General features: G+C 70.0%; 21 protein-coding genes. 15 read left to right on the top strand and 6 right to left on the bottom strand.

All coding sequences use genetic code 11. The features are described 5' to 3' along the window. Positions 1 to 35: 35 nt before the first annotated feature. Both BUB75_RS22700 and BUB75_RS22695 read right to left on the bottom strand, forming a co-directional pair. On the bottom strand, positions 36 to 1,247 hold the full coding sequence (locus BUB75_RS22700) for a CaiB/BaiF CoA transferase family protein (protein WP_073259768.1): 1,212 nt from the start codon (positions 1,245 to 1,247) through the stop codon (positions 36 to 38). Beyond that, entirely contained in the window at positions 1,244 to 2,110 is an 867-nt protein-coding gene (locus tag BUB75_RS22695; protein WP_073259767.1) for an acyl-CoA thioesterase domain-containing protein, read from the bottom strand. Before BUB75_RS22695 ends, BUB75_RS22700 begins: the two co-directional genes overlap by 4 nt. Positions 2,111 to 2,161: 51 nt before the next feature. Here BUB75_RS22695 and BUB75_RS22690 point away from each other — a divergent pair, with 51 nt between their 5' ends. Genes BUB75_RS22690 through BUB75_RS22680 form a run of 3 tightly spaced genes read left to right on the top strand, consistent with a single transcriptional unit; the run spans position 2,162 to position 5,748 of the window. After that, positions 2,162 to 3,466 (top strand): cytochrome P450, encoded by a 1,305-nt coding sequence (locus BUB75_RS22690; RefSeq protein ID WP_073259766.1) that lies wholly within the window; start codon positions 2,162 to 2,164, stop codon positions 3,464 to 3,466. Positions 3,467 to 3,475: 9 nt separating this feature from the next. Further along, positions 3,476 to 4,627 (top strand): amidohydrolase family protein, encoded by a 1,152-nt coding sequence (locus BUB75_RS22685; RefSeq protein WP_143175354.1) that lies wholly within the window; start codon positions 3,476 to 3,478, stop codon positions 4,625 to 4,627. Between the two features lie 8 nt (positions 4,628 to 4,635). Further along, the gene (locus BUB75_RS22680; protein ID WP_178379955.1) at positions 4,636 to 5,748 is read left to right on the top strand and encodes an ABC transporter substrate-binding protein; all 1,113 of its coding nucleotides are present in this window, start codon (positions 4,636 to 4,638) and stop codon (positions 5,746 to 5,748) included. 53 nt (positions 5,749 to 5,801) lie between these two features. Here the strand turns inward: BUB75_RS22680 and BUB75_RS22675 are convergent, their stop codons facing one another. The 3 genes from BUB75_RS22675 to BUB75_RS22665 are packed head-to-tail and all read right to left on the bottom strand — an operon-like array spanning position 5,802 to position 8,302. After that, complete coding sequence (locus BUB75_RS22675; RefSeq protein WP_073259765.1) at positions 5,802 to 6,023, bottom strand: hypothetical protein; 222 nt, start codon at positions 6,021 to 6,023, stop codon at positions 5,802 to 5,804. A gap of 36 nt (positions 6,024 to 6,059) precedes the next feature. Further along, a complete protein-coding gene (locus BUB75_RS22670; RefSeq protein WP_073259764.1) occupies positions 6,060 to 7,532 on the bottom strand; it encodes an aldehyde dehydrogenase family protein in 1,473 nt (490 codons plus the stop codon). Continuing rightward, entirely contained in the window at positions 7,529 to 8,302 is a 774-nt protein-coding gene (locus BUB75_RS22665) for an enoyl-CoA hydratase/isomerase family protein (protein ID WP_073259763.1), read from the bottom strand. The genes BUB75_RS22670 and BUB75_RS22665 overlap by 4 nt, the downstream gene beginning before the upstream one ends. A gap of 110 nt (positions 8,303 to 8,412) precedes the next feature. On the opposite strand from BUB75_RS22665, the gene BUB75_RS22660 reads away from it, so the two are divergent. The 4 genes from BUB75_RS22660 (at position 8,413) to BUB75_RS22645 (ending at position 13,052) form a co-directional block, all read left to right on the top strand. Next, the gene (locus BUB75_RS22660) at positions 8,413 to 9,195 is read left to right on the top strand and encodes an enoyl-CoA hydratase/isomerase family protein (RefSeq protein ID WP_073259762.1); all 783 of its coding nucleotides are present in this window, start codon (positions 8,413 to 8,415) and stop codon (positions 9,193 to 9,195) included. Between the two features lie 50 nt (positions 9,196 to 9,245). Continuing rightward, the gene (locus tag BUB75_RS22655; protein WP_073259761.1) at positions 9,246 to 10,283 is read left to right on the top strand and encodes a hypothetical protein; all 1,038 of its coding nucleotides are present in this window, start codon (positions 9,246 to 9,248) and stop codon (positions 10,281 to 10,283) included. A 151-nt stretch (positions 10,284 to 10,434) separates the two neighbouring features. After that, the gene (locus BUB75_RS22650; protein ID WP_143175353.1) at positions 10,435 to 11,484 is read left to right on the top strand and encodes a hypothetical protein; all 1,050 of its coding nucleotides are present in this window, start codon (positions 10,435 to 10,437) and stop codon (positions 11,482 to 11,484) included. Next, positions 11,481 to 13,052: an AMP-binding protein gene (locus BUB75_RS22645; protein ID WP_073259759.1), complete on the top strand. Its 1,572-nt coding sequence runs from the start codon at positions 11,481 to 11,483 to the stop codon at positions 13,050 to 13,052. The genes BUB75_RS22650 and BUB75_RS22645 overlap by 4 nt, the downstream gene beginning before the upstream one ends. A 15-nt stretch (positions 13,053 to 13,067) precedes the next feature. Here the strand turns inward: BUB75_RS22645 and BUB75_RS22640 are convergent, their stop codons facing one another. Beyond that, positions 13,068 to 13,778: a TetR/AcrR family transcriptional regulator gene (locus BUB75_RS22640; protein WP_073259758.1), complete on the bottom strand. Its 711-nt coding sequence runs from the start codon at positions 13,776 to 13,778 to the stop codon at positions 13,068 to 13,070. Between the two features lie 82 nt (positions 13,779 to 13,860). Here BUB75_RS22640 and BUB75_RS22635 point away from each other — a divergent pair, with 82 nt between their 5' ends. The 8 genes from BUB75_RS22635 (at position 13,861) to BUB75_RS22600 (ending at position 21,471) form a co-directional block, all read left to right on the top strand. After that, positions 13,861 to 14,631 carry an enoyl-CoA hydratase/isomerase family protein gene (locus tag BUB75_RS22635; protein ID WP_073259757.1) on the top strand — a complete coding sequence of 257 codons (771 nt, stop codon included), beginning with the start codon at positions 13,861 to 13,863 and terminating at the stop codon, positions 14,629 to 14,631. A gap of 29 nt (positions 14,632 to 14,660) precedes the next feature. Continuing rightward, a complete protein-coding gene (locus tag BUB75_RS22630) occupies positions 14,661 to 15,530 on the top strand; it encodes a mycofactocin-coupled SDR family oxidoreductase (protein ID WP_073259756.1) in 870 nt (289 codons plus the stop codon). Positions 15,531 to 15,541: 11 nt separating this feature from the next. Next, positions 15,542 to 16,399, top strand: a complete 858-nt coding sequence (locus BUB75_RS22625; RefSeq protein WP_084741591.1) for an acyl-CoA thioesterase domain-containing protein — start codon at positions 15,542 to 15,544, stop codon at positions 16,397 to 16,399. 109 nt (positions 16,400 to 16,508) lie between these two features. Beyond that, positions 16,509 to 17,378, top strand: a complete 870-nt coding sequence (locus tag BUB75_RS22620) for an SDR family oxidoreductase (RefSeq protein WP_073259754.1) — start codon at positions 16,509 to 16,511, stop codon at positions 17,376 to 17,378. A gap of 16 nt (positions 17,379 to 17,394) precedes the next feature. After that, complete coding sequence (locus BUB75_RS22615) at positions 17,395 to 18,180, top strand: enoyl-CoA hydratase/isomerase family protein (protein WP_073259753.1); 786 nt, start codon at positions 17,395 to 17,397, stop codon at positions 18,178 to 18,180. 101 nt (positions 18,181 to 18,281) lie between these two features. Further along, the gene (locus BUB75_RS22610; protein ID WP_073259752.1) at positions 18,282 to 19,046 is read left to right on the top strand and encodes a crotonase/enoyl-CoA hydratase family protein; all 765 of its coding nucleotides are present in this window, start codon (positions 18,282 to 18,284) and stop codon (positions 19,044 to 19,046) included. 6 nt (positions 19,047 to 19,052) lie between these two features. Beyond that, complete coding sequence (locus BUB75_RS22605) at positions 19,053 to 20,312, top strand: FAS1-like dehydratase domain-containing protein (protein ID WP_073259751.1); 1,260 nt, start codon at positions 19,053 to 19,055, stop codon at positions 20,310 to 20,312. A 10-nt stretch (positions 20,313 to 20,322) separates the two neighbouring features. Beyond that, positions 20,323 to 21,471, top strand: a complete 1,149-nt coding sequence (locus tag BUB75_RS22600) for an acyl-CoA dehydrogenase family protein (RefSeq protein WP_073259750.1) — start codon at positions 20,323 to 20,325, stop codon at positions 21,469 to 21,471. Positions 21,472 to 21,484 lie beyond the last annotated feature (13 nt).

Genomic DNA, 21,484 nt, shown 5'->3' with positions numbered 1-21,484 from the left:
TCCGTATCTGGGAATCGAAAACGCGCGTGGGCTGATCAGGTGATCGCCCCGGCCTCCTTGAGCGCGGCGATCCGGTCCCAGTCCAGGCCCGATTCCAGCAGCACCAACTCCGTGTCGGCGCCGAGCGCGGGGGCGGGGACGGGGTCGGGCCGGGCGCCGTCGAACTGGATCGGCGGGGTGACGACGTCGACCGTGCGTCCGCCGTCGAGCGGCAGCGTGCGGGTGTAGCCGTTGGCCCGGACCTGCGGGTCGGCCGCGACTTCCCGTGGGGACTGGACGACCGACCAGACTCCGCGTTGCCTGCTCAGGACGTCCCGCCACTCGTCCAGCGGACGGGCGGCGAAGATCGCCTCCAGCTCGCGGACGCAGGCGGTGTTGTTCTCCCGACGGGCGGCGGCGTCGGCGAACCGGGGGTCGTCGGCCAGGTCGCGCCTTCCGACGACCTCCATCAGCGGTGCCCAGAACCGGTCGGATTCGAGCATCACGAGAGTGACGTGCCTGCCGTCCGCCGTGGCGTAGGTGTTGGAGAGCACGTTGGGCGGCCGATCGTGCTGCGGCCGGGGAGCCGCGTCGATCCCGTACAGGCCGGACGCCGCGATGTGGGGCGCGGTCGCCCAGACGGCCGCGCCGAGGAGGCTGGTGTCGACGACCGGTGCCTGTCCGGTGCGCTCCCGGTGGAACAGCGCCCCCGCCACCCCACCGGCGGTGTACAGACCGGCCTGCAGATCGCCGAACGCGCCACCCGGCATCGGCGGTGGCCCGTTCTCGAGGCCCGTGTCGGAGACGAAGGCCAGTCCACCGCGTGCCCAGTAGGAGGCGAAGTCGAAGCCACCGACATCCGCCTCCGCGCCCTGGGGACCCAGCCCGCTGCCCTTGGCATAGATGAGCCGGGGATTCGCCGCCCGCAGGTCGTCCACGTCGACGCCGAGCTTGCGGCGCACCGGCGGCAGGTAGTTGGTCAGGAAGACGTCGACGGTGGCCGCCAGTGCGAGCAGCACCTCCCGTGCCTCGGGTCGGGTGAGGTCCAGCCCGACGCTGCGTTTGCCCCGGCTCATCAGCTGGAACATGAAGTCGACGTCGGCGCCGGCCAATCCGGAGAGCACCAGGCCGCGCATCGGATCTCCGTGGGCCGGATGCTCGATCTTGATGACCTCGGCGCCCCAATCCGCCAGCGCTACCCCGGCGGACGGGATGTATCCCCAGGTCGCGAGCTCGAGTACCCGGATGCCCTCGAACACCTTCGTCATCGCTTCCGTCCTCCTTCGTCCGAGCGCGGGGGACCGACGGCGACGAGTTGCGTCGCCGTCGCGATCGTGGAGCCGGAGACGTCGGTGAGGGTTCCGCCGGAGGTTCCGATGCGGCCGGCGGCCGACCCGACGGTGGTCAGGCGTCGCCAGGCGTCACCTCCGTCGTCCGCGCCCTCCGGTGTGGCGGACCGGATCCACGGGCCGCCCGCCCAGGTCACCGACAGATCGATGCTGAACGAGCGGGTGCGATCCGCGTGCAGGCCCTCGATGACGGTCTCGGCCAAGTGAGCGTCGAACAGCATCAGATCGTCCGCCTGGCGACTCACCGCGTCCGGAGGCGGGCCGCCCGATCGTCGGATCCACAGCTCTACCCGCGGCCCGTGGAGTGCGAACGCGTCGGACGTCGCGGGGAAGTGGATCGTCCGTCGCTCGAAGGCGCTGTCGAAGGCGTTCTTCGTGTCCCGCCAGGTGCCGGGGCACGCGGACGGGTCGGCCCGCGGCGGCGGGGTGGGCTCCGGAGCGGGGAGCAGGTCCGGCCGGACGAACCACGACGCGAGGGTCACGCGCGTCTGGCCGTCCTGGGTGAGCCGGACGTTGACCGCGCTCGAGGAACGGCCGAGCCGGACGTCGGTCGCCTCGATCCGGAACGGTCCGACCAGCGTGGGGGAGACGAACGAGATCCGGGCGGCGAGCGCGACCGAGCCCGATGGTGCGAACGCGGCGGCGCCGGTGAGGGCCGCCGCGGAGCTGAATCCGCCGAACGCGCGTCCGGCGAAGGCCCAGAACGGCGGCACCGTCCCGAGGTGTGCGGGGCCGTCCGGGACGAGCGTGGGGAGTCGCTCCCCGATGCCATGGAACGTCACACTGACGGAGTGTACAGTCAGTGTCGGTCAGTCTGATGAAAGGGACCGAATATGGGTAGGGAGCTCGCCGAGTTGCCCCGGATCGAGTGGCGGCCCGAGTACGCCGAGGACCCCGTACCGCATTTCGTGCGGGGGTACGAGACTGTCGGTCCGCTGTTCGGCCTGAACGTGCCGAACGCCAACCCCGGCATGGTCTTCCTGATCGGAGCCGAGGCCAACGAACTCGTCCTGAAGGACGTCGACACGTTCCAGTGGGGACCGGTGTACGCCCCCGTCCGGAAGGTGTGGGGCGAGGAGGCGCTGGTCGCGCTCGACGGTCCGCCCCACCGCAGCTGGCGCAAAACGATGCAGCCCGGGGTCACCGGCGGTGCACTCATGCGGCAGTTCGGGATGATGCGCGAGGTCATCGCCAAGCACCTCGACGGCTGGGCCGACCGCGCGGTGGCCGTGGACGACGCGCTGCGCCACATGATCTTCGAGGTCGCCGCGCGGGCGTTCTGCGGGATCACCGACGTGGGGCTCATGCGCGAGTTCACCACCGAGTACGAGCGGATGATGGCGGCGGGCACCGATCCGATGGTCGACGCGTCCTTCGGGATGGACGGCGAAGCCGGTGCGCGGGTCCGGGGAATGCTGCGACCGCTGATCGCGAGCGCCCGGGACCGTGGGACGCAGGACAACGTACTCGAGGTGCTGGCGACCACGGCAGACGAGACGGGCGCTCCGCTCGACCCGGAGGCGATCGCCGCGCAGGTCCTCGTGCTGATGCTCGCCGGGCACGAGACGACGGCCTCGGTCTCGTCGTTCCTGCTGTGGCTGCTCGGCGCACATCCGGAGCAGTCGCAGCGCGTGCGGGAGGAGATCGACACGCTGCCGGACGAGACCAGCGTGGGGATCCTCCGGCGCAGCCCGTACCTCAACGACGTGCTGATGGAGACCGAACGTCTCTACCCTCCGTTGCCGATCATCGGCCGGGCGGTGTCCCGGGACGTCGAGTTCGCCGGATTCACCATCCCCGCCGGAACGTTCATCCAGCTCTCACCCGCGGCCACCCACCGGCTCCCGGAACTGTTCGCCGACCCGGACATGTTCGATCCGGACCGGTTCGCGGAGCCGCGCGCCGAGCACCGGCGTCACCGGTACGCCCTGATCGGGTTCGCCGGCGGGCCCCGAGTGTGCCTGGGAATGCCGTTCGCCAAGGTCGAGATGGGCGAGCTACTGGTCCAGGTCTACCGCCGCTTCGACTTCACCGCCGTCAACCAGAACCCGCCCCGGATCCACCGCGGGCAGACCGCGGTGCCGGGCGAACCCATCGAGATCACGTTCACCACCCGGGCACCCAGCCTGGTGGCGTGAGGAGGAACCGTGCCGCTGCAGCCGGACATGAAGCTGATCTCCACCGACGACCATCTCGTCGAGCACCCGCGCGTCTGGGCCGACCGGCTGCCACGCAAGTGGCTCGCGGAGGGTCCGCGAATCGTCGAGGAGCCCTCGGTCGAAGACCCGTCCGCACCACCGGCGCAGGTCTGGCACTACGCCGGTCAGCGTTATCCGTCCATCGGACTGAACGCGGTGGCGGGCAAGAGCCCGGACCAGTTCGGCGTGGATCCGGTGCGCTTCGACGAGATGATCCCGGGCTGTTACGACCCCAAAGCCCGGCTGGCCGACATGGATCTCGACGGGGTGTGGGGCGCGTTGTGCTTCCCGTCCTTCCCCGGATTCGCGGGCACGGTGTTCCTGCATCGCGGTCCGGAGGAACTGCGCCTCGCGTGCGTCCGCGCCTACAACGACTACGTGCTCGACGAGTGGTGCGCCGCCGCGCCGGACCGGCTGCTTCCCCTTGTCATCCTGCCGCTCTGGGACGTCGACGCGTGCGTCGCCGAGATCCACCGGACGGCCGCCAAGGGGGCGAAGGCGATCGGCTTTCCGGAGAATCCGGTTCCGCGCGGCCTGCCGTCCTTCCACACCGACCACTGGGACCCCGTCTTCCGGGCCGCCACCCAGACCGGGATGCCGCTGGCGATCCACTTCGGCAGTTCCGGCCAAGCGCCGACGACCGCACCCGAGGCGCCGATGGCCGTGATGATCACGCTGTTCGGCTGCAACTCCATGTACGCGGCGTCGGACCTGCTGTTCTCGCCCGTGCTCCACAAGCACCCGGAGCTGAAGTTCGGGCTGTCCGAAGGGGGGATCGGCTGGATCCCCTACCTGATGGAGCGGGCGGACTACGTCTGGGAGAAGCACCGCTGGTACCAGAACATCGACTCCCGCGTGCGGCCGTCGGAGCTGTTCCGCAAGCATTTCCACGGCTGCTTCATCGACGACGACTTCGGCGTGGAGCAGCGGCACCGGATCGGCGTGGAAACCATCACCTGGGAGTGTGACTACCCGCACTCCGACTCGCACTGGCCGCACAGTCGCAAGCGCGCCGAGCAAGCCTTCCGGGACGTGCCGGACGACGAGGTGCGGATGATGGTCGAGACCAACACCCGCCGGCTCTACAACTTCCCGGGCTAGGGGGACGAGTGACCACACCGGCCGAGCCGCGCGCACTGCGGCCGTGGGACCGCCATCCGCACCGGATCGGCGTGATCAACGACTTCCCCGGCGTCGCGGGTTCGCTCGCCGACGACTGGTTCGACGGCATCCGCCTCGCGGTCGACGAGGCTTCCGAGCACGGACTGCTGGACCGGCCGGTCGAACTGGTTCGCCGGGACGTCTACGGCCACCCCTACCAATCCGGGCTGCCGATGGCCGCGGCTTACCGGGAGCTGGTGGCCGAGGAACAGGTGCTGGGGGTGATCGGTCCGATGAAGTCGGACGACAGCCTCTCGGTACGCGGCGAGGTCGAGCGCCTGGCCGTACCCCTGATCTCCATGTGCGGCAGCGCCTCCATGGTGGGGCCACGGGTGTTCGTGCTGAACCAGGGCAGTTTGATGGACGAGCCTCCGTTCATGTTGCGCTGGATGCGCCGGCACGGGATCGACACCTGCGCGGTGCTGGCGGAGAACAACCAGATCGGCCACGAGTACCTGCTCGGATTCATGGCCGACATGGCCGAGTTCGGCGTCTCGGTCGTGTCGCTCTCCACCCAGGTTCCGGTCGACGCGACCGTCGACCGGCTCGCGGAGGAGTTCCGACGGTTCGCCGCCGCCCGGCCGCAGGCCCTGGTGTACCTGGGCCTGGGACACAACAACACCCGCCTGAACCCGGCGCTCGACGAGAGCGGCTGGGCTCCGCCAGTGAAGTTGATGACCACCGCGTTCGTCACCGCGTCAATGGGGGAGCGGTGGGCGAACGCGTTGGACGGCTGGGTCGGGGTCGACCAGTTCCACGAGGACAACCCCGAGTTCGTCGGCTTCGTCGAGCGGTTCGAGAAGGTGTACGGCCGGCGCCCGGCGAACGCGATGGCGCCGTGCGGCTTCGACCTCGGAGCCACCATGGCCCGCGGGCTCGCGCGGGCCCGGTTCCGGATGCCCGAGGCGGTCGCGGACGGTCTGGAGAGAGTCCGGCTCCTGCCCGCCGCCGCCGGTGCGCCCGGCACCTACATCACGCTGGGCCCCTGGGAACACCGCGGCTATCGCGGGGACTACCTGGTGATGCGGCGCTCCGTGGGTGGGCGTACCGAGCTCGCCTGACCCGGAACGCCTACGCCCGGACCGATCGGTCCGGGCGTAGGCATCGGTGCAACTCATCCGCCGGCGAGCAACTCGTCCCGGGCGGCTCGCATCCGGCCGAGCCGGTCGCCGATCGCGGCGCGGCTGAGCTCGTCCGGCTCGGCCTGGTACTCGGCGCTGGCTTCCGCGATGGCCCGCTCCAGACGCGGGAGGGCCTCGTGGCGGGTCAGCAGGTCCTGATCGGTCCAGTCCGAGCGGGTAGCCTCCGGCCGGGGTTCCGGCGTCGGTTTCTCCATCGTGCGGTCCTTTCGGGTAGGTGGACGGAGGCCGGGTCAGCCGGTCGCGACGCTCCAGGTGACCGACTTGGTCTGCAGGAACTCGGACAGCCCGTGCTCGCCCCACTCGCGTCCGAGACCGCTCTGCTTGTAACCGCCGAAGGCGGCGTAAGGAGTCAGCGCGCTGCCTCCGTTGATCGTGATCAGGCCGGTCCGGATTCGCCGGGCGAGCGCGTAGGCGCGGGCGGGGTCGTGTGCCCACACCGAACCCGCGAGCCCGTACGGGCTGTCGTTGGCGATGTGCACCGCCTCGTCGTCGTCGTCGAAGGGGATGACGACACCGACCGGGCCGAAGAACTCCGTCCGCGCGATGCTCATCGTGTTGTCGACTCCAGTGAAGAGCGTCGGCTCGAGGAAGAAGCCGCGGTCCAGCCCGGCGGGCCGGCCACCGCCGTAGGCCACCCGGGCGCCCTCCTCCCGGCCGCACCGGATGAGCTGCTCCACCTTCGCCCGCTGGGCGGCCGAGATGAGCGGACCCATCCGCACGCCCTCGTCGAACGGGTTGCCGACCACCACCCGGTCGAGGGTGCGGGTGACCCGCTCGATCAGCTCGTCGTGACGCGACCGGTGCACGAGCGTACGGGTGAGCAGACCGCAGCCCTGCCCCGCGTGCGTGGTGATGCCGCCCACCACGTCGGCCACGGCGCGGGTGAGGTCCGCGTCCTCGCAGATGATCGCGGCGGATTTCCCACCGAGCTCGAGGACGACCTTCTTCAGGGTGGGCGCCGCTTGCTCGTAGACCTGCCTGCCTACCAGGTCCGACCCGGTGAAACTGACCAGGTCCACCTGCGGGTTCGTGGTGAGTTCGCGGCCGGCGTCGATGTCCCCGGTCACCACGTTGAGCACTCCGGCCGGGAGCCCGGCCTCTTCGCCGATCTCCGCGAGCACGAAAGCCTCGAGCGGCGTGGTCGGTGCCGGCTTGAGCACCGTGGTGCAGCCCGCGGCCAGCGCCGGAGCGAGCTTCAGGACGTTGAGGAAGAACGGGAAGTTGTAGGCCGAGATCAGCGCGGCGACCCCGAACGGCTCCCGGAGCAGCACACCCTGGCCGATTCCGCGCCCGACCGAGGGCGGCAACGGGGTTTCCCAGGCGAAGGACGGCAGCACCCGTTCGACCATGTCCCGCAGGTGGGCGACCGGGACACCGACCTGCATGCCGCGGGCGAGCGACCGGGTGCTGCCGGCCTCGCGCATCGTCAGTTCGATCAGCTCGGGCGTGCGGCGCTCCATGATCTCGGCCATGCGCAGCAGCACGGCGCCGCGCTCGCGGGGACCCGTCCGGGGCCACGGCCCCTCGTCGAACGCGCGGCGGGCAGCGGCGACGGCTCGCCGGACGTCGGTGGCGTCCGCCTGCGGGACCCGCCCGATGACCTCCTCGGTCGCCGGATCGAGCACCTCCGTGACCTCGGTGCCCGAGGCGTCGGTCCAGGTGCCGTCGATGTAGAGGCGGTAGCTCAGGTCCGTGCCGCTCACCGCAACTCCCACTGTGGCCGCGGAACGTCCCGGAAGCCCACCCGGGCGATCGGATTGCCCAACTGCGTGAAGGAGTACCCGATCGCTTGTGCCTGCCGAGGGCTCAGCTCGAAGCCCTGCCATACCGCCCGCACCGTGCCCTGGACGGCGGCTGCCGGTTTCGCCGCGATCTTGCCGGCGATATCGGCGGCCCTGCCGTGTAGGTCGTCGCGGTGCACCACCTCACTGACCAGCCCGATGCCGTGGGCGCGCGTCGCCGACATGCGCTCGTCCAGGCCGAGCAGCGCCCAGCGCATCGCCTCGCCGTACGGGATCCGGCGGGAGAGCCCCATCGGCTCCAGCGCCGAGACCATCCCGTAGGTGAGGTGCGGATCGAAGAACGTCGCGTCAGCCGAGCAGATCACGATGTCGGCTTCGTTGATCCAGTAGAACGCCCCGCCGGCGCACATGCCGTGGACCGCGCACACGACCGGCTTCCAGACGTCGTTGGCCTTCGGTCCCAGCTGTCGTCCGGGGTCGAGCTGGCTCCACGGGTTTGACTCCTTCGGCAGCCCGCCGTCCGTCTGGTCCACCCCGCTGCAGAACGCGCGGTCGCCGGCTGCCCGCAGCACGACGACGTGGACGTCGTCGGTGGTGCGTACCCAGGCCCAGAGCCGGCTGAACTCGTCGCACATCGTCTGGTCGAAGGCGTTCAGCCGCTCCGGCCGGTTCAGCGTGACCGTGGCGATGTGATCGGAGAGCTCGACCAGGATGGTCTCGTAGTCCCCCACGCGTACCGCCTTTCCACTCTCGCAGTGACTGACAGCCTGTCACTGAATGATTGGCTAGTCTAGTATCCGCGTATCCGCTCGATGTCCCGAGCGGTCGGAGGGAGGCCGGTATGACCGGAGACACCGTGCTACTCGACGTGGAGGACGGGGTCGCGACCGTCAGCTTCAACCGTCCCCACAAGCACAACGCGGTCGACGACCCGACGGCTGCGCACCTCGGCGACCTGCTGCGCGGATTGCACGGCACACCGGACGTACGCGCGGTCGTGCTCCGCGGCGAGGGGCCGTCGTTCTCCTCCGGCCGGGATACGACCGCGCTGGGCACACGGGCGCGGGGGCAGACCGACCTGGAACACGTCGTCGCGGCTCAGCGGGCGATCTCGCTGCTGTCGACGATGCCGTTTCCGGTGGTCGCCGCGCTGAAAGGCTGGGTGCTCGGTGGCTCGTTCGAGCGGGCGCTGCACTGTGACATCCGGATCGCGGCCGAGGACGCGCGAATGGCCCTTCCCGAAGTGGGTTTCGGGCTCATCCCTGACACCGGCGGTGCCGCGCGGCTGCGCGCGCTGGCCGGCCCCGGCCTGGCGAAGGACATGGTCCTGACCGGGCGGGTTCTCACGGCGGCCGAAGCGCTGACCGCCGGCGTCGTCTCCCGGGTGGTCCCGGCCGAGGAACTCGACGGCCGCGCCCAGGAGATCGCACGAACTCTCGCGCAACGCTCGCCGCTGGCGATCCGACTCGCGCGCGAAGTACTCGACGAGATCGACGCCGCGGTCTACGAGCGGGCGATGCACCGTGAGGCGTTGGCGCAGGCGGTCTGCTTCGCGTCGGCCGACTACCAGGAGATCAGGGCGGCGCGGCGCGAGGACCGGGTTCCCGCTCTCCGGGGCCGGTGAATGACGAACCATCGACGGGCGAAACGCCCCGGGAGCTGCGGGATGGCCAGATGACGAACGTACTTTCCGACCAGGTGGCGCTCAGCACGGCGCGGACGGATGAAGCACCGTCGTCGAGCAAGTTCTTCTACGGTGACGTCACGCTGTGCGGTGGATTCCGGCCCACCCTGGCCGACTTCGACCGGTTGCAGCCGCCGCCCTACGGACTCAACCCGCTCTACCAGGCGTGGTACGGCATCGTGCGGAGCGACTCCGGGCTGTACTACAACGTGCTGCGGTTCAACCACGTCATGATGACGCCGCGGCTGCACCTGACCCGCTCCGACGGCGAAAGCCCGGCCGAGGACGTGGCCGAGGCGCGGTCGAGCTTCTACGGCTACACCTCCAGCGACATCCAGGGCGACGCGTGGGTCGTCGCGTCGCGGGGCAAGGCGAGCCGGGCCATGCGATTCGAGGCCGTCCCCGGAGCCGACGCCCACTGGACCGAACGCGGCATCCTGGACATGCGGCTGTCCGACCCCTCGGGCACCGCCCTCCAGATGTACCACCCGGATCCCGACGAGTCCTTCTACTACATCGGGGTCGTCTCGATCCTGGAGGGCACCATCCTCGGGGAGAAGGTCTCCGGCGTCGGCGGCTACGAGCAGGCCTGGGCGAACGGGGCCCTGGACTGGCGAGAGATGCCGATCGCCCGGCGGCTGGAGGAGCACTGGGTGCTCTACGTGATCGAGTACGCCGACGGTGGCTACGAGGTCGCGAGCCTCTACCTCAACCGCGCCGGCACCGGTACCGGCCACGTGGCGACGGAGTCGGGTTCATCCGCGCTGCACGGCCTGCGCAGCGAGTTCGACCGGCGGCCGGACGGGCTGCCCGCCCGGATCCGGTGGAGCCACGGGGACGACGAATGGGAGGTGCGGACCGAGACGGCCTCGACCACCTCGCCGCGCAACCCCAGCTATCTGTGGCAACTCGGCGGGATCCGCCGGATACACGACGACCGTCCGGTGGTCCGCGCACGGGCCTGGTGCGAGACCCTTCCCCGCGCGTACACGGCGATGGGTTACCAGCTACCCGGCCGCCCGCACTGATACTGACGCGCCGTCAGCGAATGATCAGATGCCCATTTACTAGTCGCTAAGCGTTGTCCGCGCCTCTGCCGGCGGGTACCGTGACGACAACTCCACTGACGGCGTAAACATTCGCTGACGGAGTGACCATAGTTGTCTCCAACGTTGCGAGGTGACAGTGACGTCCCTGGACGCCCTGCGAGGCCAACCCCCTTCCCCGGCACTCGGTACGGCCACCCGTGGCCGGGCGCCGGAGGGCCGTAAGTTCTATTACGGAGACACCACGCTGATCGGTGTCTTCGACGCCGGCGTGGCCGATCTCGACCGTTCCCGGCCGACGCCGTACGGGCTCGCTCCGCTGTGGCAGGCGACGTACGGGGCGCTCCGCGGTGAATCCGGCAACTACTACATGCCGGTCCGCTTCAACCACGTGTCGATGACTCCGCGCTTGCACCTTCCGGTCACCCCACTGGGCGGCCTGTCGGCGGACGCGCCGGAAGCGCTGCGGAGCTTCTACGGCTATACGACGAACGACGTCGTCGGCGATCGCTGGCTCCTGAGCTCGCGGGGCAAGCCGGATCGTGGGTTCTCCCTGGACGTCGAGCCGGGGAAGGTCGCGCGCTGGGTGGAGAACGGAATCCTGGATCTGACGATGGTGCAGACCGGGTCCGCCATGCAGATGTACCACCCCGACCCCGAGCACGACTGGTACTACCTCGCGACCGTCTGCGAGATCAGCGGGCACGTCCTCGGTGACCCGGTCGTCGGCGCGGGCGGATGGGAGCTCGCGTGGTCCAACGGTTCGCTCGACTGGCGTGAGCTTCCCGTCCCCCGGCGCTGCGAAGACATCTGGATGATCTACGTGACCCACTACGCCGACGGCGGTGTGGAGGGCGCAGCGCTGTACGCGAACGCGCAGGGCACCGGTGTGGGAAAGCTGACGACCGACGGAACGAGCGCGGCGCTTCGCGGCCTGCGGTCGGAGGTCGACCTCGACGCGGATCGGACACCGGCGCGCGTGCGGTGGTCCGACGGTGCCCGGACCTGGGAGTGGACGGCGGAGAACCCGGCGTCGCTGACCTCGCCGCGCAACCCTAGCTACATCTGGATGTTCGGCTCCTGCCGCGAACTCGGCTCCGATCGGGAGATCGTGTCGTCGTACGGGTACGCCGAGGTCCTTCCGCGCGTCGTCGGCCGGGACGAGACGGAGGGACCGGCATGAGCACACCCGTCCCCATCGTCGTCACCGAGCTCGTCCGTTATTTCGCCGCCCGGGTGCCGGACAACCTGTGCGTCACCTTCGGGGGCGACGAGAAGTGGACCTGGGCCGATGCCGAAATCGAGACCTATCGGGCCGCCAACGCGCTGCACGGACTCGGCGTCCGGCGCGGCGATCGCATCGGCATCATGATGCCCAACAGCGCGGACTGGCTCCGGGCGTGGTGGGGTCTGGTCTCGCTCGGCGCGGTGATGGTGCCGATCAACCCGGCACTGCGCGGAACGACCCTCGAGCACGTGGTGCGCGACGCCGAGCTGAGACGCGTGATCGGACCGGTGGAGCTGGAGCCGCGCTTCGCGGAGATCGGCGGGCTCGCCACCGTGATCGACTCCTCGGTGCTGGCCACCGGATCCGCCGACCCCGTCGTCCTCGATCCCCCGCCGGCACCGTGGGACCTGCACACGATCAACTACACCTCGGGGACGACCGGACCGGCCAAGGGCGTCCTCACCACCTACCGGCACTCCTTCGCCGCCGCGCTCCACAACGACTGGCGGGCGACCGTCGATGACGTGCTGCTCACCACGTCGCCGCTATTCCACTGCGGAGGCCAGGTGATCAGCATGGGCGCCTGGATCGGGGGCGGCTGTGTGGCGTTGCGCGACAGCTTCCGCGCATCGAAGTTCCTCGACGTCGTCCGTGAGTCGGGGGCGACGATGACGCTGCTGGTCGGCACGATGGCGGCCGTGCTCGACGCGATGCCGGAGAAGCCGGACGACGCCGACAACCCGCTGCGCCTGGTGATGGCCGTCCCGATGGTGGCCGACTCGGCCGCGTTCGCGCGGCGATTCGGGCTGAGCGAGATGGTCGCCGCGTTCGGGATGACCGAGGTCGGCACCGGCATGACCGTCCGCGGACCGCACATCGACCGGCCCGGGACGGCCGGCCGGGTGCGACCGGGCGCTGAGCTGCGTCTCGTCGACGAACACGACGAAGAGGTGCCCGTCGGCACTCCGGGCGAGCTGGTGTTGCGTACCGACGATCCGTGGGAGATCACGTACGGCTATCTGAACCTGCACGAAGCCACGGCCCGGGCATGGCGCAACGGCTGGTTCCACACCGGCGACCAGTTCGTGATGGACGCCGACGGTTACCTGTACTTCAGCGACCGGATCAAGGACTCGCTGCGACGCCGCGGCGAGAACATCTCCAGCTTCGAGGTCGAGCGGGAGGTAGCGGCGTATCCGGCAGTGGAGGAGGTCGCGTGTGTCGCGGCGTCGGACGGCTACGGGGGCGACGAGGTCAAGGTTTTTGTCGTGCCCCGCGCGGGCGAGGACCTCGATCCCGAGGCGCTGATCCACTTCCTCGTGCCGCGGATGCCGTACCACATGGTGCCGCGCTTCGTGGAGGTCGTCGACGAGCTGCCGAAGACGCCGACGATGAAGGTCCGGAAAGCGGAACTGCGGGAGCGCGGCAACTCGCCCGGCACCTGGGACCGGGAGGTGGCCGGAATCCTGCTCACCCGGGAGAGCGCCGTGGTGGGGGAGCCCGCCGCACGCGAGCCGATCTAGGTGTCGTACCCGGCGTCAGTTCGCGGCGCGCTTCTTCTTCGTCGCCTTCCGCGTGGAAGGCTTCGCCGGAGCGGCTTCGGCCGGCGTGCCGAGGGCCGACTGCCAGGCGTCGGCCAGAACGTCGACCACGATCGTCCGGTCCATCTCCCAGCCCCGGATCAGCCAGAAGAAGCAGAGTCGTTCGATCTGGAGCAGGAGTGCCGTGGCCCGGGTGCGCGTGACCTCGGGGTCCTCCGCGAGGCCACGGCTCGTCCGGACGGCGCCGATCCAGTCGGCGAGCGAGTCGAGGTAGCCGCTCATCTGAGCGTCGCTTGCCGTCCGCAGGTCCTTCGCGGCGCTCTCCGCCTGGATCCAGGACCGGATCGTCGAGCGGTGGGTGGCCACGAGGTCCGCGTACGACTGCACCCAGTTCCGGAGGTCGGCCGCGGTGGGATCGGTGAGCTCGGTCAGGGAGGCCAGGAGGCGCTCGGCGTCAGCCTGGTACTCGGCGGCAAGCTCGGCGATCACCTCGCTCTTGTTCTTGAAGTACAGGTAATAGGTTCCGCGACTTGCCCCCGCGCCCTCCACGATGTCGTCGATGGTCGCGGCGGTGAACCCCCGTTCCTGGAAGACCACGCGGGCTGCGTCGAGCAGCTTGCGCCGCGTCGCTTCCTTCTGCTCGTCACGGAGCGTACGTCGTCGGCCCGAGGTACGAGCCTCGGCAGGAACGTCTTGCAAGTCGGTCATGACGCAACTGTACAGAATGTGGTCGGAGCGTCAGTAACTGACGTCGATCTGAAGACACCCTCGTCGAAAGGTTCGGAATCTGATGAGCATCCGCATCGAGGAGTCGGCTGCGGCCGTCGTCGTGACGCTGTCCTGGCCCGAGACGCGCAACGCGATCGGCCCCGACGAGGCCGACGAGCTGGCCGGCGCCGTTCGCGACGCCGGGGAACGTGCCCGGGGCGCCGTCGTCCTCACCGGCGAGGGCGTCTTCTGTTCGGGCGGCCACCTCCCCGTCATCGCGGAATTGTCGCGTACCCATACCCAGGAGCAGATCCGCGAGACCGTGTACGGCCGGTTCCAGGGGATGATCCGGGCGCTGAGGGAATGCCCGGTGCCGACGGTCGCGGCCGTCGACGGGGCCGCCATCGGGCTCGGACTGGACCTGGCCCTCGCGTGTGACGTGCGGCTGGTGGGCGAGAAGGGCTGGGTGCAGCAGGGCTGGGCCCGCGCCGGCTTGGTGGCCGGCACCGGTGGAGTGGGACTGCTCGGCCGGATCCGGCCAGGGCTGCTCTGGGAGCTGCTCTCGACCGGCGATCGGATCGGACCGGGTGACTGCGACCGTCTGGGAATCGCCACGGCCGTCGAGGGCACCGCGCGCGAGGCGGCCGTCGAGCGGGCGAACGTCTTCGGCGCCCTGCCCCGGGACGTCCTCGGACACTACGTGCGACTCGACCGCGATGCCACGTGGCCACCGGACGCGCACTTCGCGGAGTCGGCCCGGATCCAATCGGGCTTGATCGCCTCGGACCGGTTCCGCGAGTTCGCCCAGCGGGTGCTCGGCGGCGCCGCGACCCGGGGCGGAAACCGGCCCTGAGCGCTTGCTTCGACGAGGAAGGAGCCGGGATGGGACGCATCGCGGGCAAGGTAGTACTGATTACGGGAGTGGCTCGCGGCCAGGGTAGGGCGCACGCGGTGCGACTGGCCGAGGAAGGCGCCGACATCGTCGGGGTAGACGTTCTCGAGGACATCGCCAGCAACGAGTATCCGCTGGCGTCGCGGGCGGACCTCGACGAGACCGTGCGCCTGGTGGAGAAACTCGGTCGGCGGATCGCGGTCCGCCAGGCGGACGTGCGGGATCGGGGGACCCTGGCGGAGGCGGTCGCGGAGGCGGTCGCCGAACAGGGCGGGCGGCTCGACGCGGTGATCGCGCAGGCCGGGATCTGCCCGCTCGGCCGTCCGCGCGGCGACGGGCAGGCGTTCCTCGACGCGGTGAGCGTGGACTTCAACGGCGTGGTGAACGCGGTCGACGTCGCGTTGCCATATCTGGTCGACGGCGGGTCGATCATCTGCACGGGGTCGGTCGCCGGGCTGCTGTCCGGCAAGACCGACAACCCCGCGCTCGGCCCCGGTGGTATCGGCTACTCGCTCGCGAAGCGCACCGTCGCCTCGTTCGTGCACGACCTGTCGCTGGTCCTCGCGCCGCGCAGCATCCGGGTCAACGCGATCCATCCGACCAACTGCAACACCGAGATGCTCAACAGTGACGTGATGTACCGCCAGTTCCGACCGGATCTGGCACACCCGACCCGCGACGACGCACTGCGTGCGTTCCCGGCCATGAACGCGATGCCGGTGGGCTACGTCGAGCCCGCCGACATCGCCGCGATGGCACTGTTCCTCGTTTCCGACGAGTCGCGCTACGTCACCGGAATGCAGATGCGGGTCGACGCAGGCGCCTACGTCAAGAACCGTCCGCAGCGACCGGCTTTCTGAGGGTGGGCAGAATGACTACCGAGGACCGTTCTGACGTGATGGATCTCCCGGTGCGCGACGCCTGGGCAGGGCGGTGGGGGCTCACACGTACCTCCGGGAATCGATGGCGGGCGAGCATCTCGCCCCGGTGGAGCCTGCCCGACCGGGTCTTCGGCGGATACAGCGCGGCGCTGTGCTGCGCGGCGACGTTGGCGGCGGAGGGCTCCGAGCCGGTCGAACCGGAGAGCAGGCAGTTGCTGTCGGCGACGATCGCGTTCCTCGCGCCGGTTCGGGCGGGCGAGATCGAGTTCGAGGTCGGCGAGGTACGCCGCGGGCGACGTGTCACCTGGCTCACCGGCATCGGGAGACAGGACGATCGCCAGGTCATCTCCTCGACGCTCGCGGTCGCGCCGTCGGGCACGGACCCGGCGCCGGCGAGCGTTGAGCCGATCGAACCCCCGGCTGACCTGCCGACCTTGGATTACCTTGCCGAGACCTGGCCCTTCGCCGCCAACTTCGACGAGCGCGCCGTCGACTACCCCGAGTCCCTCGAGAAGTTCTGCGACGGGAGCACCACGATCGATCTGTGGGTCAAAGCACTCGATCCGGTGTTCTGCGGCGATGCGCTCTCCGAGCAGGTCGCCGACGTGGCGATAGCGGATGCCCACCTGCTCGACGGGGTGCTCCGCTCATCGGGAACCTCGCTCACCGAGGCGTTCAGCATCGATCTCCAGGTCGCCTGGGCGGAGGAACCGCTGACGACTGCGTGGCGGCGAGTGCAGATCGAGGGGAACCCCAGCGCACAGTACGGCGCGGCCCGGGGGGTGGTGCTCGCAGCCGACGGTTCCGTGCGTGCCTGGGCAATGCAGCGGGGGATGCTCGACGTCTGAGTAGCCGCCGCGGAGTAGGTGCCCGTTCTCACGATTTCTCCGCTCGATCTGTACAGACTCAGTCGCAGACGATAAAAAGAGGCTACTGATTTCGAGAAGACGGGTTCTCATGCCTCTCCCTGAGCCGCCTCCGCGCGGCACGGCAATGCTGCCGCCGGGTACGTACGCGGGCGACGTCGTGCTGGTCACCGGGGGCGGCACCGGCCTCGGCCGGGCGATGGCAGGGGAGTTCGCCCGGCTCGGGGCCCGCGTGGCGGTCGTGAGCCGCGACGAGGGCCACCGCGCCGCCGGGGTCGCGGCGATCGAACGCGCCGGCGGCACGGGACTGGGCATCGGGGCGGACGTGCGCGATCCGGCGAGCATCACGGCCGCCTTCGACGCGGCCGAGGACACGCTCGGTCCGGTCTCGGTGCTCGTCAACAACGCGGCAGGCAACTTCCAGGTGCCGGCCGAGTCGATGAGCCCGAACGCGTGGCGGGCGGTCACGTCGATCGTGCTGGACGGTACCTATTTCTGTTCCCGCGAGTTCGCGCAGCGGCGCATCGCGGTCGATGCGCCCGGGGCGATCCTCAACATCGGTGCCACCTACGGCTGGACCGGTGGTCCCGGTGCGGCGCATTCGGCGGCGGCGAAGGCCGCCGTGGCGAACCTGACGCAGACGCTGTCGGTGGAGTGGGGCCGGTACGGAATCCGCGTGAACAGCCTAGCCCCCGGCGTCTTTCCGCACGACGATCAGGACGCGCACTGGGGTGCGGGCAAGGAGGCCGAGTCGGCCGCCCGCGCGGCGACGGTCCCAGCCGGACGGGTCGGGCAGCCGCACGAACTCGGCTGGGCGGCCACCTACCTGTGCTCACCGTTCGCGGCCTACGTGTCGGGTCACCACTTCGTCATCGACGGTGCCAACTGGCACCGGCGGCACGGGTTCAGCATGCCCCCGTACGTCCCGATCGCCGACCACCTCGCCGACTCATCCGATTGACCAATCAGGAGATCACATGCCCAAAGTCCGGCTCGACCAGCGCGGCGACGTCGCCGAGATCGTTCTCGACGCACCGCCGCTGAACCTGTTCGATCTGGCCCTGGTCGCCGACTTCGAGCGAGTGCTCGACGAGCTCGTCCCGAAGGCCGAGTCCGGTGCGGTCCGCGCGGTCCTGGTTCGTGCGGAGGGCAAGGTGTTCTGCGGCGGCGTGGACGTGCACGAGTTCCAGCAGCTCGGCCAGGCAGCGGGTGGGCAGCTGATGGCTCGCTTCCTCGGGCTGAGCACGGTCCTGGAAGCGCTCCCGGTGCCGACCGTCGCCGCCGTGCACGCGCTGAACCTGACGATCGGGATGGAGATCGCCCTCGCGACCGACCTCGTGTGGGCCGCCGAGGAATCGTCGTTCGGACTGGTCGAGTCCTCCGTCGGGTTGACGCCGGGTGGCGGCGGCACCCAGCGGCTGGTGGCGCGAGCGGGCGTTGCCCGTGCGGCCGAGCTGATCATCACCGGCGACATCTACCCGGCTCGGGAGCTGTACGAGTGGGGCGTGGTGAACCGGCTGCGGCCGGCCGAGACGCTACTCGCGGACGTCCGCGAGTTCGCCGATCGGCTCGCGGCCGGACCGACGCTGGCCATCGCGGCCGGCAAGGAGCTGTTGAAGGCCGCGCGCGACCACGGCGTCGCTGCCGCAGACGCCCTGACGGCGGCCGTGACCGGCCGGCCGTTCGCGACCGAGGATCTGCGTACCGGCGTCGAGTCCCTGCTGAAGCACGGCCCGCGCAAGGCGGTCTTTCACGGGCGCTGACCGGCGCCGCTGGGGGCCGCCGCCGGGGTCCCTGCCCGGCGAACCACCGGCGCGCACGAGCCGCATCGAAGTGTCCGACCCGCACGAGAAGAGGAGTCCCGGTGGCGGACGAGTTACTGATCGACCGGCGCGACGGCGTACTGGTCATGACGATCAACCGGCCGGAGGCGAAGAACGCCCTCAACCGTGCCGTCGCCGAGGGTTTGGCGGCCGCCGCCGATGAGCTCGACGAGCTCGACGACCTCCGGGTCGGCGTGCTGACGGGTGCGGGCGGCGTGTTCTCCGCCGGTATGGATCTCAAGGCCTACGTGCGGGGGGAGACCCCGCACATCAAAGGTCGAGGGCTGTGCGGGATCACCGAGACCCCGCCGCGCAAGCCGCTGATCGGCGCGGTCGAAGGCTGGGCGTTGGCCGGCGGCTTCGAGTTGCTGTTGGCCTGTGACCTCGTCGTCGCCGCCGAGACGGCCCGCTTCGGCGTGCCCGAGGTCAAGCGGGCGCTGGTCGCGGGTGGCGGGGCGGCCCTGCTCCTTCCGGGCCGGATGCCGCGCGCGCTCGCGCTCGAGATGCTCCTGGTGGGCGATCCGATCTCGGCGCCCAGGGCCGCCGAGGTCGGACTGGTCAACCGGCTGACGCCCGAAGGGGGCGCGCTCGGCGTCGCACTCGAGCTTGCCGCGCGGATGGCGGAGAACGGTCCGCTGGCCATGGCCGCGACCAAGGCGATCGCTCGGGGGAGCGCCGACTGGACGTTCGACCAGGGCTGGCGGGAGCAGGACGACCTGATCGCACCGGTGCTCGTCAGTGACGACGCTCGCGAGGGCGCCACGGCGTTCGCCGAGAAGCGCAAGCCGGTATGGAAAGGACGGTAGACGCTCGTGACATCCACTGAGTCCCGGCCCACGTCGTCGGGCGAGCAGTTCGGTGTCCTGACCGAGGCGGCGTTCGAGCGGTCGCGGAAACGGCTCGGCGTGTCGCAGCCGCAGCGCAACCCGCCGCACAACTACGAGGTCACCTGGGACGGCGTCCGGCACTTCGCCTACGGCTACGGCGACGACAACCCGCTGTACTGCGACCCGGACTATGCGGCCGGGACGCGCTGGGGCCGGCTGATCGCGCCGCCGACGTTCCACTACACGATGGGTGAGGACGCGGCGCCGAAACCGGACGCCGACACGAAGGTGCTGCTGAAGGGCGACCCGTTCGCCGGGTTGGGCTCCTACCAAGCGGTCATGGAGTACGAGTGGTACCGGCCGCTCCAGCTCGGTGACCGCTGCAAGGTGCTGGCCACCCAGGTCGGCGTGCAGCCCAAGACCTCGCGCTTCGGCGGCCGCACGGCGCACGTCACGCTCGACTACATCTACGCCAACGGCGAGGGCCAGATCCATGGCGTTCGCCGGGGGACCTGGATCAACGCCGAGCGGCACACGTCGCAGAAGCGTGCCAAGGAGAAGGTGGTCATCGAGCCGTACTCGCCGGAGCAACTCGCCGAGATCGACGCCGCGTACGCGGCGGAGACCCGGCGCGGCGCCGAGCCGCGCTACTGGGAGGACGTGGCGATCGGCGACGAGATCCAGCCGCGTGCCAAGGGCCCGCTGGTGATCAGCGACGTGGTGGTGTGGCACCTGGGCTGGGGCATGCAGCTCACTCCTCCGGGGGCGTTCCGGTTGGCGTACAACGTCCGCCGGAAAGCGCCAGGGCTCTACCCACCGAACCAGCTGAACATTCCGGACACGGTTCAGCGGCTGCACTGGGAGCCCGAGCGCGCTCGCGAGTTGGGGTTGCCGTACCCGTACGACTACGGGGGCATGCGGGAGACCTGGCTCTGTCACGCCCTGACCGACTGGATGGGCGACGACGGCTGGCTGTTCACGCTCCGGTGCGAGCACCGGAAGTTCAACTACAGCGGTGACACCACCTGGGTGCGTGGCGCCGTGGTGGACAAGCGGCAGGTCGACGGCCGCAACGAGGTGCACCTGGAAGTGCGCTGCGAGAACCAGCGTGGCGAGATCACCACGCCCGGAACCGCCGTCGTCCTGCTGCCCACCCGGAGCGCGCCGGTCGCCCTGCCGACACCCCCGGCGGACGACCTGGACGGCATGGTGGCGCACGAACTGGACAAGTACGCGGTCCAGTAGGGAGGAAAACATGCGCCGGTCACTCTACGAAGCGGACCACGACGCGTACCGGGACACCGTGCGCGCGTTCGTCGCCAAGGAGATCACTCCGAACGATGCCGAGTGGAACACCGCCGGGATCGTGCCGCGTGAGCTGTTCGCCGCCGCGGCCGCACAGGGCCTGATCGGGTGGGCGATCCCGGAGGAGTACGGCGGCTCGGGCGTGGCCGACTTCCGGTTCAACGCCGTGCTCGTCGAGGAGATCTGCGCGGCCGGTGTTGCCGGGTCCGGGAACGGGTTGACGCTGGTCAACGATGTCTGCCTGCCGTACTTCCTCGACCTCGCCACGCCGGAACAGAAACAGCGCTGGCTGCCGGGGATCGCTGCCGGTGAGCTGATCACCGCCATCGCGATGACCGAACCCGGTGCCGGCTCCGACCTCGCCTCGATCAGCACCACGGCCCGCCGGGACGGCGATCACTACGTCGTCAACGGCGCGAAGACGTTCATCACCAACGGCATCAACGCCGACCTGATCGTCGTGGCCGTGAAAACCGACCCGTCCCAGCGCCACAAGGGAATGAGTCTGCTCGTCCTCGAGCGCGGTATGCCCGGCTTCGAGCGCGGCCGCAACCTCGACAAGCTGGGACAGCACGCGCAGGACACGGCAGAGTTGTCGTTCACCGACGTCCGGGTGCCGGTGGCGAACCTGCTCGGCCAGGAAGGCCGCGCGTTCGCCCATCTCGTCGACCGGTTGCCGCAGGAGCGGTTGGGGATCGCCGTGGCCGGGGTCGCGAGCGCCGCGGCTGCGCTCGGCTGGACGTTGGAGTACGTGAAGTCCCGGAAAGCGTTCGGCCAGTCGATCGGCGCCTTCCAGAACAGCCGCTTCAAACTGGCCGAGCTGGACACCGAGGTCGACATCGCGCGGCACTACGTCGACGACTGCATCAGGGCCCTCAACGTCGGTGAGCTGACGGCCGTGGACGCGGCGAAGGCGAAGTGGTGGTGCACCGAACTGCAGGGGCGTGCGGTGGACCTCGGGGTTCAGCTGCACGGCGGGTACGGGTTCATGTCGGAGTACGCGATCACGCGGGCCTATGCCGACGCCCGGATCACCCGCATCTACGGCGGAACGACCGAAATCATGAAGGAAGTTATCGGGCGCGATCTCGGTCTCTGACCTCGATCGGCGG

The organism is Cryptosporangium aurantiacum (assembly GCF_900143005.1).
Lineage (GTDB): Bacteria > Actinomycetota > Actinomycetes > Mycobacteriales > Cryptosporangiaceae > Cryptosporangium > Cryptosporangium aurantiacum.
Note: the sequence above shows the minus strand (reverse complement) of the source record. Positions and strands in the feature narration are given on the sequence as shown.